Consider the following 14,722-nt stretch of genomic DNA (forward strand, 5'->3'; position numbering starts at 1 on the left):
CTATAACGCAGGCGAACGCCTAAACTTTCATTTAAGACTCGGGGATAGGTTCGATACATTCTATACGAGGAATCTTTCAGCCGGTGAATTCCACTCTCTTTCGCAAGAAGACATATGTACTAATTCCCTTCAACGATTTTCAATCTAATTTTTTTATATTATGCGATATAGTTCAATTCGGTGTCAAGAGGTATTTTTAAAAATAAATAGTGCCACAAGTGACTTGTATGAAATTATTGCCCTACTGAATGAAAATACAAATTGATATAAGTTTAACTCATATTCATAAACATAAAACCTTACATTATAGTGTATATATTTACATAATGTCGAATATAATTAATTTTTATCTTTTAGTGTTGCAAAAAGGAATATATTCTCTTAGAATGTTTCTTTATATTGCACAGGGATATTATTATTATTCTAAGATAACAATATCAAACCGATATAATTGATTATAAAAGGAGCAAGATTGAGTTATTATGGATAAACAAATTGGATTCATCGGTTGCGGAAATATGGGAATGGCTATGATTGGCGGGATGCTAAACAAAAAGATAGTGTCTTCAAATCATATTATTTGTTCAGATTTAAACACTGCTAATTTAAAAAATGCTAGTGAAAAATATGGGCTAACTACAACTACCGACAACAATAAAGTAGCTAAAAATGCTGATATTTTAATTTTATCAATTAAACCAGACCTATACGCATCAATAATTAATGAAATAAAAGAAGTAATCAAAAACGATGCTATCATCGTTACGATCGCTGCTGGTAAAAGTATTGAAAGTACTGAAAATGCCTTTAATAAAAAATTAAAAGTTGTAAGAGTAATGCCTAATACTCCTGCTCTTGTTGGAGAAGGAATGTCTGCATTATGCCCTAATGAAATGGTGACAGAAAAAGATTTAGAAGATGTACTAAACATTTTCAATAGTTTTGGTCAAACAGAGATCGTAAGTGAAAAATTAATGGATGTTGTAACATCTGTAAGTGGTTCTTCACCAGCATATGTATATATGATTATAGAAGCGATGGCAGATGCTGCTGTACTAGATGGTATGCCTAGAAATCAAGCATATAAATTCGCTGCTCAAGCTGTGTTAGGCTCTGCAAAAATGGTACTAGAAACAGGAATACATCCAGGTGAATTGAAAGATATGGTTTGTTCTCCTGGTGGAACGACAATAGAAGCTGTAGCAACATTAGAGGAAAAAGGATTACGAACAGCGATTATTTCAGCTATGCAGCGTTGTACGCAAAAGTCTGTTGAACTATCTGGTCAAACTAAAAAATAAAACTATAAAAGAGATTACGTTAGCTATGAATTCACATAATTTTAATTAAAAATTCACTACATGATAAACGGCCAAACTCATATAAAATTGAGCTTGGCCGTTCCGTTTTTAATTATATTAAAATAATTTCATTCGAATTTTCTTTAAAGGTTCTGTTTTATCCCTTACCTATTCCCTACTATGATTGTGTAATTTTATTAGAAACTAATAATTTTTCAATGCATTTCGGTAACATATCTAATAGTGTTTCAAATGCGTAGTTTACATCTAGACGTTCTGTCCATTGATGTGCATCTTTTCCTACCGGCCCCATATTTAATACTGGAACATCAAACTCTTCTAATTCCTGAAGCGGAATTGAATAACCTTTATCCCATAATGGCATATTGTCTACAAGCGAACTCATTGAATCCAGTGGATACTGCAAGCCTACATAGCTTAAATCTGAAATCCCCCCAAAATAATTTTGGTTTTCAAATGTAATCTTATGATTGTAGTGTGCATACTTTTCCATTTCTACAACCACCTCTTTTATTAAAGGATTGTTGCGTGAACTCACAGCTGGATAGTACGGCGGAGCGAAGAAAAGTACAATCATCGGTGCCTTTTCTTTACATAAAATCGCTAATTTATCTACTAAATCAATCGTTACCGCACGATCATCTTTATCTTCTCTATTTTTTATAATATTAGATTGAATATGATTTATTTTTTCTTGTCCATGTTGCTCAATTGCATATGTGATAAGCTCTTCATACGTTAATACATTTACTTTGAGATTAGGTGGTATAAATGGATTATATTTAGAAAAACGATATGCATGTTTTTCATACGACTCTTCTATTTTCTCTGCTACTTTCGTTACTTTTTGACGTAACAATGAAACTACATCTGTCATTGATTTTTCTAATAAAAACAAATTAAATAATGTAACTGCACGATGCGGAATTTGTACAGAATAATCCTCCTTTAAGTCCCTTTGAAGTAAGTTAGTTGGCGGAGGACTCGCTTCCCCTTCTACAATATCACAAAGGTCTGTGTTTAACTCTAATTCTGCTGTTATTAATGAAGCCATATAACTCCCATTTAAGCCTGCAAAAGGTTCACCTACATGTGTCTCTTTTCCATAGCAAAGAAAACCAGGTAACACTTTACCAATAGAGCCAGTGTAAATATACTTATTTTGGTCACCAGGATGTCTTGAAAACATAGGCTCTGAGTTTAAGACCGTTTTATAATCTAAGTTATGCTCTCTAGCTAAATCTAACAGTCCCGGAACAGCGGCCCTCATCCCTACAGAATTCACTTCTTCATCTGGTACAGCCAATAAAAGAACATTCCCATCGAATCTTCCTTCACATGCTTGTTCAATCATTGCCATTTGTAATGCTAGACCGCATTTCATATCCATTGTTCCTCTACCAAACAGCCATTCCCCATGTTCTATATCTTCACGCACATGGTCTGGAAGTTCATCTTTATGAGAATAAAACATAGATGTTAACTTTTTAGGATTAAATGCATCTTCTTTCCACACTCCGTAATCTTGTACATCTACAACATCAAAGTGACTTACTAGAATTACAGTATTTTTTGTACTATCTTTTTTCTTTACTAGTGCTGTAACAAAATATCTTCCGTCCCCTGTCGGATTTTTTTGTAAATGATGCGGGTTTTCTTTGAAATACTGTAATTCAGATAATTGTTCCACAACAAAGTCTGGCAATATTACTTCAGCTTCTGAACCGGTAATACTAGGAATTTCAACAAGACTGCTTAATAATTGAATCAATTGTTCTTTTGATTGCCACTTTGACATATAAATCCCCCTATTTTTCCGCATTATGAAAACGAATTCTAGTATATGAATAAAAAAATGACGACAGCTATCAAAATTATAGTTCTGATGTACTGCCGATTTTTATTGATATTTCATGAGCTGCTTGTTTTACCTTGCTAATAAGAAAAGATAGTCGATCATCATTAATACGATGACTAATTAACCCAACACTTAATGCTCCTACTACTTTATGATTAAATCCGATAATAGGTGCAGCTACTGAAGCTGTCCCTTCTGTTTTTTCACCATAACTGACAGCATATCCTTCATTTTTTATTTGCTTTATTTGATTAAGAAGAATTTGCTTTTGTTCTGGTAATGAAGAAAGTAAATGTTCTACAATATGTTCCATTTCATTCGTTTTCATATTAGCAAGCATCGTTTTATTTGCGGCACCAATTGAAAGTGGAATTTGTTCCCCTAGATTATCGATAACTCGAATTTTTAAAGGACTATCCATTCTTTCAATGATAATAGAATGTGTTCCGTTTGGAATATTTAAATAGACACTTTCTTCGACTTCAAAGGCCAACCGCTTCATCACTTCTCTTGCAACTGATCTGTAGTCTACCTTCTCCAATTGACGTAACCCTATTTCCATCCACATTGGTCCAATTTTGTACTGTTTTGTCTCTGGTATTTGTGTAACTAACCCATGCTCCATTAGAGAGTTAAGTAATCTATGTACTGTACTAACTGGGAGATGTGTTCCATCTGCTATATCAGAAATAGCCCAATACTCTTTTTCATTTGTAGAATTCAATAATTTAATAATACTTATCGCTCGATCAATGGACTGTACCATAACTCGCCTCAACTTTACTCGTAATATGTTAGTACGTTTAATTAACTATCAATTTAGCAAATATTCGAAATGAAATCAATCTATTTATTTAATTTTCTAACAGTAAAAATATATCACTAATAACAAATTGAAAACGCAAACAAAAAAATATTGACTTTTCTTTTTAATTCTCTGAAAATTATAACAAGATTTCACATCACGGAATACATTCCATAATACGGAAAAACATCAAACTTTATTCTATCAACTACGAAAGTGAGGAAAACAATGGCCCAAGTAAGTAATACAAACAATGAATTAAAACGAACGATGAAAAGTAGACACTTATTCATGATTGCACTCGGTGGTGTGATTGGAACGGGGTTATTTAACGGATCTGGCTTTATAATAAGTCAAGCTGGACCTGGTGGATCCGTACTTGCCTTTATGGCCGGTGGATTATTAATGTATTTCGTTATGCTATGTCTTGGTGAACTCGCTGTAGCCATGCCTGTCTCAGGTTCTTTCCAGGAATATGCCACTAAGTTCATCAATCCTGCAACTGGCTTTACAATCGGATGGTTGTATTGGTTAAGCTGGGCGAATACGACCGGTCTTGAATTTACAACTGCCGGCATTACAATGCAGCGCTGGTTTCCTGATATTCCTGTTTGGGTTTGGTGTTTAATATTTGGCGTTACAATCTTCACTATTAACGCATTATCTGCTCGTAGTTATGCAGAAACAGAATTTTGGTTTTCAAGTATAAAAGTATCTGCCATTATCGCTTTCATTATTCTTGGCGGCGCCGCTATGTTCGGTTTTATTGATTTAAAAGGCGACGAACCCGCTCCGCTATTATCAAATTTCGTAAATCATGGTGGTTTATTCCCAAATGGACTTGCCGCTATTCTTTTAACAATGGTTACAGTCAACTATTCCTTCCAAGGTACAGAACTTGTTGGAATCGCAGCAGGTGAAAGTGAAGATCCAGCAAAAACTTTACCTCGTTCTATTAGAAATATTATATGGCGCACGATGTTTTTCTTCGTCTTAGCAATCTTTGTTCTTGTTGCTTTAATTCCTTGGGAAGAAGCTGGATTAACAAAGAGCCCATTCGTTGCTGTTTTTGATAATATCGGTATTCCATATGCAGCTGATATTATGAACTTTGTTATTCTTACAGCTGTTCTTTCTGTCGCAAACTCTGGGCTGTACGCCGCAACTCGTATGCTTTGGTCACTATCAAAAAACGAAATGGCTCCAGCCTTTTTAAAGAAATTATCATCACGTGGGATTCCTCTCAACGCTTTAATCATGACGATAGCTATTTCTGCTTTTTCTCTTTTGACAAGCGTAGTAGCTGCTGAAACGGTTTACTTATGGCTCATTTCAATTTCCGGAGTCATTACCATTATTGTTTGGATGTCAATTTGTGTTTCTCAATTCTTTTTCCGCAAACATTATTTAGCAGACGGTGGAAAATTAGAAGACTTAAAATTTAAAACTCCACTTTATCCACTCGTACCAATTCTTGGTTTTGGATTGTATGGCATTATATTAATCAGTCTTATTTTTATCCCAGAACAACGACTTGGAATCTATTGCACTGTACCATTTATCATCTTTTGCTATACCTACTATCACTTTAAAGTTAAGAAAAGAATATCTACTAACACTCATAGTGAAAGTAAAATTAGCGAGACTATGTAATATTTGACGATACATAAAAGACCACACGTGGCGCTTCACTTCATGTATGGTCTTTTATCGTTCCTTCTTTCATTTCTCCCTACTATTGAAAGGATTATTTATAACACTTTAAGTTCTGAATTTCTCAGATGAACTATGGGTTGAAAAGTGAGCATTTCAATACCTTCCCCCCAGATTTCAAGTTTTGCCAATGATGATGTTGAAAGTGTTAATGTAGTAAATGCTACAATACTAGCAATTATGATTTTTACTGTTCATAAGTTGATGATTCAGCTTACTATTACTGTTTTGTTTTGATATATTTAATATATATTTAAAGACAGACAGGAGTTAGATACGATGATAAAAGGTTTCGGAGGAATATTTTGGAGAACTAAGAATCTTGATGTTATAAAAAAATGGTACAGTGAAGTGTTGAAACTTGATATAGAAGATTGGAATGGGACTGTGATTAAACCCCAGTTAGGAAATGAGACCATCTTTTCTTTCTTTACTGAGAATGACAATTATTTTCCAACAGAACAACAAGTAATGTTAAATTTCCAAGTATATAATCTAAACAAGACTATAAAGCATCTTGAGAATATTGGTGTACCTCTTGAAAAGAAAGAAGAAATGAGTGAATTTGGAAAGTTTATTTGGATTAAGGATCCTGAAGGTCGATTGATTGAACTTTGGGAGAAATAGGTGATTATACTTATCTACTATTAAGTTAACAGCCGCGTTAATACAACAAGGTAAATAAAAAGTCGATTCCTTTAACTCCACAGGAAATCGATTTTTTTGTGGAGTTAAAATTCTTAGCTTTGTAATTTCGCATTTTTCAAATTCTGCCCTATGGCCATCAACTTAAGAACATTAAAAAAGATGCTATTCTTACGAAAAGAATAGTGTTTTTCATTATTTTAATATGATTTCATCTGAATTTAATGAATATATCCCCTCTCCTACAAAAGTAGTAGAATATTCATTTAAACTTGCTACCTCAGTTGGATTTATCTTATTTCAATTTCAATATAATAGTAAGTAGGTATATCGGATATAGATGTACATTACTAGGCTTATACATATTTCAACTTTAGAATTACATTCACTATTCAATTGGTAGTTACCAATAAAGAAAGGAATGATCATAATAATACAGAACATATACGAAACTCATTTACATGTAAAAAATTTAGAAAAAGCGATAAATTTCTATCAAAACAAGCTAGGATTAACGTTAGCAAGAAAACTCTCCAAAAGAAGAGTGGCTTTCTTTTGGGTCGGAGAAAATAAAAAACAAATGCTTGGACTATGGGAAGTAAATAATATCGAAGACTTTGAGCCGAGACATTTTGCTTTTGGTGTAAATTTAGAATCTTTAATGACTTCTAAATCTTGGTTAGAGGAACGTGGAATAGAAGTGATAGGAAGTCAAGGAAAAGGAAATCAAGAGCCAATTGTCCAAAGGTGGATGCCCGCTGCAAGTGTATACTTTCTAGATTGTGATGGAAATAAATTAGAATTCATTTCTATGTTACATGAGAATCCAGATGAATTAGAATATGCATCTTATTTAAGTGTATGGAATGCGGAACACCAAGAAAAATGAATGAAATTTCCATTCAAGTCTTTTCTTATTTTTAGATATAATGTTGTACTATCCCCCTTTTGCTATTAATTTTCGTCGGATTTATGAACAGTTATCATAATGGAGAATTCATGACAACTCCACTTATTAACATAATGTATTTACTGTCACCTTATATTTGTACTTACGTACGAGCAATTCCTAATCTGCTTCAATTATAATTTGAATCATTTAATTTTTCTTCTTATCTGGCATCTACTCTTTAAACAAAAACTCCCCTTAAATCGAAAATGATTAAGGGGAGTTTTATATGCGATGCAATTATAGTTCAGATTTCACCCGAACAGAAACATTATTTTTAATTATATTTTTGACATCTTTAAAGCTAACAAAATTGTTACTTTTCTCATCCCAAAGACGGAAACGTAGTGATTGTAAGCTTGTAGCAAGCGTAATCGTTGGTACATTTTTTAAAGGAAGCGTATTATTGTGTGCCTCTTCTAGTTTATAGTTAGGTACTCTTGGGCTTAAATGGTGAACATGATGGAATCCAATATTACCCGTTAGAAATTGCAAAATTTTGGGAAGCTTATAAAAAGAACTTCCTTCCACTGCCGCTTTCACATATTCCCAATCTTTATCCTCTTCAAAATAAGAATCCTCAAATGTGTGCTGTACGTAAAACAGCCAAATCCCTACTGAACCTGCTATTAAGAATATAGTACCATGTACTAACAGAAACGATTGCCACCCAATCGCCCAGCAAAGTATAGCTACTACAGCAACGATTAAAATATTTGTTAAATAAGTGTTCATACGTTCTTTTTTTCTAGCACCTTTTCGGTTAAATCTATTTTTAAGCAGGAAAACATAAATTGGGCCTAACCCAAACATAACGAATGGATTGCGATATAAACGATATGCTAAACGGAGTCTAAATGGTGCTGCTACATATTCATCTACTGTAAGCGTCCAAATATCCCCTGTACCCCTCTTATCCAAATTACCACTCGTAGCGTGGTGAATAGAATGCTCATGCCCCCACTGATCAAATGGGAATAATGTTAAAACACCCATACACGTTCCAACTATTCTATTTGCACGTCGACTTTTAAAGAATGAATAATGGGTACAATCATGAAAAATAATGAAAATCCTTGTCATAAATCCAGCGGCTAACAGTGCTGGAACTAATGTTAACCAATAAGAAACTGACAAACTTTTATAAGCAAGGTACCATAAAATAATAAATGGCACGATTGTGTTGATCAGTTGCCAAACACTTTTTTTAATCGTTGATTTTTCAAAAGGAGCAACTTGTTTTTTTAAATTTTTAGTATTTTCTAAGGTCATTGTTCTAATTCCTTTCCTTTTTGTTGCTAATTCATATTATAGCACACTATTAGTATCAGGTGTTAAAAGTAGCTATAATAAATATTTTATACTATGAAAATCTCTTTTTTCTTACTCATTACTTACAAATTTCTTACGTCCAAAATAGCTTCTATAATTGGACAGACGGAGCATTTTATGTATCAAAAAAACTTCATATTTTTCCAATAAGTACATAAAAAACAGCGAGTTTTTTCACAAGAAGAAAAAAGCTGCAATCAGTCAGTTTCACCGACTTATCGCAGCTTCTCTTCTTTTTACCTTATTTTATCGATGAAGCCAAACTGCACCTGCAGACTTGTCTTCAGCTTGGCCTACTACTTCAAACTTCAGTCCTAGCTTCGGTAACTTACGTCCTGCATCAGGAATAACGCTGTTGATGTATTGCTTAGAATCATCAAATTTTGCCACTCCTGGTAATCCTTTATAATCAAAGATACCGCGTGTTGGTGAATTTACTTTCCATGCTGGTGTTTGATCAAATGAGAATGCCGCATCGGCAATTTGATAACGCGTACTGCTCTTCACAGTAGGTTGTCCGTTTAATGTCCCTACAATTGCCTCTGGATGAGAATCTACTACTCCTAAGAACCCTTCACCTGGATGAACGCCTACCCAGTTATCTGTAAAGCTTTGATCCGCATACCATACAACCATTCCTGTATTAAATACTGGGCCACGTGCATGTTGTAACGCAGTGTCAGAACCAGCGTAATTTCTCCACTCTACATAGTAATTATGTTTTTTCTGTTCAAATCCGTTAGACACAGTAAAGCCTTTTAACGTCATTGCTGGCTGACCTTCTGCATCATCAGAGAAAACAACTTTTCCATCTACAGTTAAGGCTGCATTATCTAACGCAAATCCTTTATAAGCTACTGCAATATCTGTTAAGTACTCAAATTGCAGTTTTACTTTTTTCCCTTTGAATTGGCTTAAATCGTATGATTTATCAACCCATTTACCATCAGTTGTATCCGCGCCGCCTTTTACATCTTTTTCGCCCATTCTATCAATGCGTGTCTTCGTTCCATCTTCTGCAATCGCATATACGTCAAGGAAATCATACTTCGCTTCAAGTTCGTAAAATGCCTTATAATCGAACTTAGCATCCTTTGCATTTGTTAAGTCAAATACTGGTGTCTCAAGTGTTGTATGAATGTCATTTCCTTTTGTACTGTAATAGAACTTCTTACCAAACGCCGATTCGATATTTTTTATATCTTTGTCCGGCAAGTTAACACGAACAATTCCAGGTCGTTTAGATTTTGTAGTACTTTGATCTACATATGTTGCAACACCGATTCCTTTGCTAAGTTTGTCATAATCTACTTCAAGAATATTCGCCCAGTTCCCCTTCATATTCTTTTGGAAAAACTCTTTATTTTGTGGCGAGAAACTCGTTGGCTCTGTTCCTGCAATTTTTCCAGCCCAGCTACCACCACTCATAATAGACCATGACTCAACAGGTTCACCTTGTCCTGAGTACTTTGTATCATATTCATCTGGTAAGCCTAAATCATGGCCATACTCATGTGCAAACACACCAACTGCTCCGTCTTCAGGCTCGATTGTATAATCATATGCAGCCATCTTTCCGCCCCAGTTCGAAACAGAAGATTTCGTGCCATCAATTGCATATGGTTTTGAACCTAGTTTTGAACGATGTGACCAAATCGCATCATCTTTCAATTTACCGCCGCCAGCTTCTTGACCAACGCCAGCATGTACAACCATTAAATGATCAATAATGCCATCTGGCTCATTTTTATTTCCATCACCATCTTGATCGTATTGATCAAATTGGTCATAGTCTGCTAAATTGATTCCTTTTGCTACCGCTGCTTTTAATGCTTCTTTCACAAAATCTTTTGGTCCTAAAGGCCCCTTGTTATCATGCCCAGTACCCGCATCAGCACCATAATCTGATGCTTTTCCTGGAACAGTAAGCCACTCTGTTACAGTCCCATCAACTGTATAGCTACCACCAGATTGTTCTTCATAATATTGCTTAAATGTGTTAATCTTCGATCCATCAAATAAAGTGAATGGTTCATCACCAAATAACATTTTTTGATAATGTTCACGATTAAAGTCCTTAGAATACATGTATCCTGGCTCTTGATCAATATTGTTATGCTTAAAATCGCTAAATTCTACAAGTAAAACAAGTACTTTATCTTTTCGAACAGCTCCATTGTATTCTTCTTGCTTCGCTGATGTAGTAGGTACTTTTCCATTTAATTTCCCTGGATTCAATGCTGCACCTTGTCCAGCTACTGGGCCTACTTCAGGCTGCTGTGCCTGTTCATTTTCCTTCATTTTTGTATCTTTTACTTTTTTCATAAAATCAGAAGCTTCTTGTGTAAGACTATCTCCTGTTAAGATTTCTTTCCCAGGGTTTTCCCCTTTCTTTTTCTCAACATATTTTTCGACAGCCTTTGACGTCTCAGCTTGTGATGCAGATTGATCAATTACCCCCCGTTGTTTTAGCGCTTCTGCCAAACGCTCCTCCGGTATTAAGTGCTCATCTATTGGTAGAGATGATGTTGGTGTCTCAGCATAAGCTGCGTGACCTCCAAAAGCAAACGTACTACTTAGTACTGCTGCTGTTGTTAATACCGCTAATGGTTTTAATTTCTTTTTCTTTTTCAATGTATTTCCTCCCCAGTGTCTGCAAATTATCGTTTTTTGCCGATAACAACATAATATTCGTTATAATACGAATATTCAATCTTTTTCAACAAATAAAATGTTGAGAAATATTTTTTTATGCAGGGTGAAATACATAAGATATAAAAACAAACAGACTCTCCTATAAATAACAGTGAACTTTTATATGTTCTTAGTTACAATTAAAATCCAGTAAATCTGGGATTCATACTTTTTTAATAAAAATAAGAATTAAATATTTTCTATACTATTTAATCTATGGATTACCATATTACTCACTATTCTCATTATTACAAGCTAATAGTGGTTCGTACATCATTATAGCGTGATTCTCTGTTACATATTGATCTTCTATTAACTGTTTCTGTTGATTATATACTTTACGTTGAATCACATTATGTCGTATATAACCGCCCCAGTATGCAGGTTGAATTGAATGTTCTTTCTCATACACTTCATATTGATAAAGTTGCGGATAGACTGTTCTCCATTCACCAACTAAATATTCATCTGTCATATAAAGATGAAGTTGATACGGTTGGTCCGTTTCATTTTTAATTTGTAAATCCAAATAGTTATAGGAACAAGTTGCTCCACTCCCAAACGGTTGAGTTCGCCTAGAATCAGGAAAGACATCAAAGCTATGACGATATCGTTCTGTTACTGTCAGTGGTGTATGTAAAGTCATCCAATATATTAAATTCGAAAGCTGACAAAGACCTCCTCCAATACCTGTTTGAAAAGATCCGTAATGTAATACCATACCTTCTACATACCCTTTTTTCCTCGTAGGCTTACCTATTAAACGCCAGTAAGAAAATGTTTCTCCTGGTCTAATGACGATACCATTTAGTTTTTTAACAGCAATTTTCAAATTAACAACCTTATTCTGTTGATACCACATATCTACATCTTTGAGCTTACGGAGTAATATCGTTCGGTGCTGAATTGCTGTACAAGGTAGCTTTTCTTGTTGGAACCTTTTTGCATATGTTTTTCCGTCTGATAACCACTGAATATACCTCTTTGTAGAGTAATACCACGTCCCTAGCATAATTCGATACTTAGAACGCTGTTTAGGACGTAAGTGCACTATATTCATTTTATTCCCTCTCTCTTTCTTCAAATAAATTCTAATATATCTCTAATTCAATAAACTACAGTTTTCTTAGCGGCATAATAATTTTTGTAAATAAAAAACGCAAAAAAATAATAAATTTACTCTAGTGGAGATTTTATTTTGAGGATTGCTTTCTAATTATATGAAACTGCGCTACAATACGATAAATTGAAATAAACACATTATAAATATAACGGATAACCTTAAATAAAAAATAATGAAAATTAAAGAAATTCTAAAGTATTAATATATTTTTCGTAAATATTAATTGATAATACATTAGACTTTACTATATGTATAAATTCTCTATTCTACAAAACGAAATTTTTTAATGTAAGAAAAGAATATAATTCCCCTTTAACATTTATACAAGTCTCCTCTGAAAAACTTTACAAAACAATCCGAGCCCTTATATTTAGAATGAACACAAAAAATTGCCACCAGTTAGCTTAACTGGTTGGCAATTTTTTAACGAGAATGCTTTACAAATAGTTGAATTGCTTCTTGTGGTACATAGCACTTTCCATTACTCTCTACAATAATACTTCCTAATTCATACCCTTTACCATTGATACGAATTATATTTTTGTTACCAAATAGTTGTGCTTCTACTTTATTATGTTTTACCACAAGTAACGGGTTTACTCCTTCGGTTTTGTCGGCTGTTACAGTTGCACCGATTTTCTTAAAGGCTTGCTCACTCTCTAAAAATATTTTATTCGTTACTTCTTCTAAGTTAAAGCCCATCGCTTTGGCCATCGTCTTCGCAATGTCTGTATTCTGGATTAAGCCTTCTGGTTTTTGAGGTCCATAAGAATATAAGAATACATCCTCACCTGTATGTCCTCCTGTCGTAAAGCCGATATTTGCACGATTAGCCAATAATGTAGTAAGGATTCGTCCTACATCCATTTTCTTTTTTTCCGCTTTTAATTTTTCTTTTTCATCATGAGTTAGATTATCCAAACCGTATAGTTTAGCTACATCTTCTACATTTGATAAATCAGATTTCAGTTTATTTATAGTTCCTTCAAGTGTCATTTTCGCCTTTTTCAATGGATCAATGTATGCAGAAACCGGTGTAGTATTGTATCCTTTTGTCGTATTCCTATTCCCTATAGAGATGCCGCTGTTACCATGATCAGTTAAAGCGATAAGCATCGTATCCCCATCTTTCTTCGCAAATTGTAACGCCTTTGCTACCGCTTCATCAAATGCCAATACATCGCTAATAATCCCAATCGGATCATTAGCATGAGCTGCCCAATCTGGCTTACTACCTTCTACGAATAAAAAAAAGCCATCTTTATCTTTTGATAATGTTTGAATTGCTTTTTCTGTCATTTGAGAAAGTGTCGGTTGTTCTGGATTTGTTGCTATACGATCCATATCAAACGCAAGAGCATGATGTGAGAAAGAGCCCCAAATTTTATTAGATTTGGAGTTCAATAACGCATCTTTCGTTTCAACAAAATCGTATCCTTTGTCTTGAATCACCTTTACTAAATTTTCACCATCTTTTCGGATTCCATTACTTTTTATAGGTAGAAGCGCCGCTTTTCCCCCGCCTAATACGACATCTATATTTTGATATACTTGCTGCTTCGCAATTACGTTAAATTGCTTGCGATTGACATGGTGAGCTGAGAATCCCGCCGGAGTAGCATGCTGAATTTCAGATGTAGCAACAATTCCCGTTGCACGACCAGTACGTTTTGCACCTTCTAATACGTTTGCGACCGGCCGTAACTTGTCCTCTTCTTTTATTGGCTTTAAGCTAGGTGAATTTACAATAGAAGGTAGTACACCTACATATCCTGAATTCGATTTATTTCCAGTTGCTAATGCTGTTGCTGCTGGCGCTGAGTCTGTAATAGCTGATTCCGCCGAAAACGTACGAACACCTCCTGTTACAATTTGATCTAACGTAAGCGGTGCCCCTTTATACCAGCGAGCCAATGTTGTCGCCGTTGAACTAGTCCCGTCCATAACCATCATAATTATATTTTTAGGCTGATGTTCTACTTTTTTCACCTTAGCTTTGGCCGCATGATAATTCATCATACTTTCCGTACTTAATACGCTTACTATTATAGCTGCCACTAATAGCAACTTTTTTATCTTCACACCATAATTCAACATGATTGTTCCTCCATAAACTTTGCATTCATTTAAATACACCTTATTTCCTTTTCCATTCCAAAACCTACATATGTTTTATTAGTTCCCAATTCTCATAAAGCTAACAATAGTTACCTTCTCTTTCTTTAATTAAATATCGGTATGTTTCATCTATCTTATAAAAAAGATTTAGCATTCTTTTCAT

Annotated in this window: 10 protein-coding genes and 1 other annotated feature (1 of these 11 running past the window's edge); of the genes, 4 read left to right on the top strand and 6 right to left on the bottom strand. The window is 34.4% G+C overall.

The genetic code is table 11. The features are described 5' to 3' along the window. Positions 1-142, bottom strand: a binding site (T-box leader) (it extends 69 nt beyond the left edge of the window). A gap of 340 nt (positions 143-482) precedes the next feature. Continuing rightward, positions 483-1,301 (top strand): pyrroline-5-carboxylate reductase, encoded by an 819-nt coding sequence (gene proC, locus MR167_RS01150; RefSeq protein ID WP_000360732.1) that lies wholly within the window; start codon positions 483-485, stop codon positions 1,299-1,301. A 178-nt stretch (positions 1,302-1,479) separates the two neighbouring features. Here the strand turns inward: proC and MR167_RS01155 are convergent, their stop codons facing one another. Together MR167_RS01155 and MR167_RS01160 are read right to left on the bottom strand one after the other, a co-directional pair. Continuing rightward, positions 1,480-3,144 (bottom strand): M20/M25/M40 family metallo-hydrolase, encoded by a 1,665-nt coding sequence (locus MR167_RS01155; RefSeq protein WP_145953818.1) that lies wholly within the window; start codon positions 3,142-3,144, stop codon positions 1,480-1,482. 52 nt (positions 3,145-3,196) lie between these two features. Beyond that, positions 3,197-3,946, bottom strand: a complete 750-nt coding sequence (locus MR167_RS01160) for an IclR family transcriptional regulator (protein ID WP_000250748.1) — start codon at positions 3,944-3,946, stop codon at positions 3,197-3,199. Positions 3,947-4,213: 267 nt separating this feature from the next. Here MR167_RS01160 and MR167_RS01165 point away from each other — a divergent pair, with 267 nt between their 5' ends. The 3 genes from MR167_RS01165 to MR167_RS01175 all read left to right on the top strand — a co-directional run bounded on the left by MR167_RS01165 (position 4,214) and on the right by MR167_RS01175 (position 7,232). Further along, complete coding sequence (locus MR167_RS01165) at positions 4,214-5,638, top strand: amino acid permease (protein ID WP_000079994.1); 1,425 nt, start codon at positions 4,214-4,216, stop codon at positions 5,636-5,638. A gap of 339 nt (positions 5,639-5,977) precedes the next feature. Continuing rightward, the gene (locus MR167_RS01170) at positions 5,978-6,325 is read left to right on the top strand and encodes a VOC family protein (protein WP_000589588.1); all 348 of its coding nucleotides are present in this window, start codon (positions 5,978-5,980) and stop codon (positions 6,323-6,325) included. Positions 6,326-6,773: 448 nt separating this feature from the next. Continuing rightward, the gene (locus MR167_RS01175) at positions 6,774-7,232 is read left to right on the top strand and encodes a VOC family protein (protein ID WP_025989052.1); all 459 of its coding nucleotides are present in this window, start codon (positions 6,774-6,776) and stop codon (positions 7,230-7,232) included. A 300-nt stretch (positions 7,233-7,532) separates the two neighbouring features. Here MR167_RS01175 and desA read toward each other — a convergent pair whose 3' ends face one another. The 4 genes from desA to MR167_RS01195 form a co-directional block, all read right to left on the bottom strand. After that, positions 7,533-8,564 carry a Delta(5) desaturase DesA gene (gene desA / locus MR167_RS01180; RefSeq protein ID WP_000171500.1) on the bottom strand — a complete coding sequence of 344 codons (1,032 nt, stop codon included), beginning with the start codon at positions 8,562-8,564 and terminating at the stop codon, positions 7,533-7,535. A gap of 306 nt (positions 8,565-8,870) precedes the next feature. Continuing rightward, on the bottom strand, positions 8,871-11,258 hold the full coding sequence (locus MR167_RS01185) for an immune inhibitor A domain-containing protein (RefSeq protein WP_000727453.1): 2,388 nt from the start codon (positions 11,256-11,258) through the stop codon (positions 8,871-8,873). A 289-nt stretch (positions 11,259-11,547) separates the two neighbouring features. Then, the gene (locus MR167_RS01190) at positions 11,548-12,378 is read right to left on the bottom strand and encodes a VanW family protein (protein WP_001028246.1); all 831 of its coding nucleotides are present in this window, start codon (positions 12,376-12,378) and stop codon (positions 11,548-11,550) included. A gap of 486 nt (positions 12,379-12,864) precedes the next feature. Beyond that, on the bottom strand, positions 12,865-14,538 hold the full coding sequence (locus MR167_RS01195) for an alkaline phosphatase (RefSeq protein WP_000935910.1): 1,674 nt from the start codon (positions 14,536-14,538) through the stop codon (positions 12,865-12,867). Between the last annotated feature and the right edge of the window lie 184 nt (positions 14,539-14,722).

This window comes from Bacillus cereus group sp. BfR-BA-01355 (assembly GCF_022663675.1).
Taxonomy (GTDB): domain Bacteria; phylum Bacillota; class Bacilli; order Bacillales; family Bacillaceae_G; genus Bacillus_A; species Bacillus_A thuringiensis_S.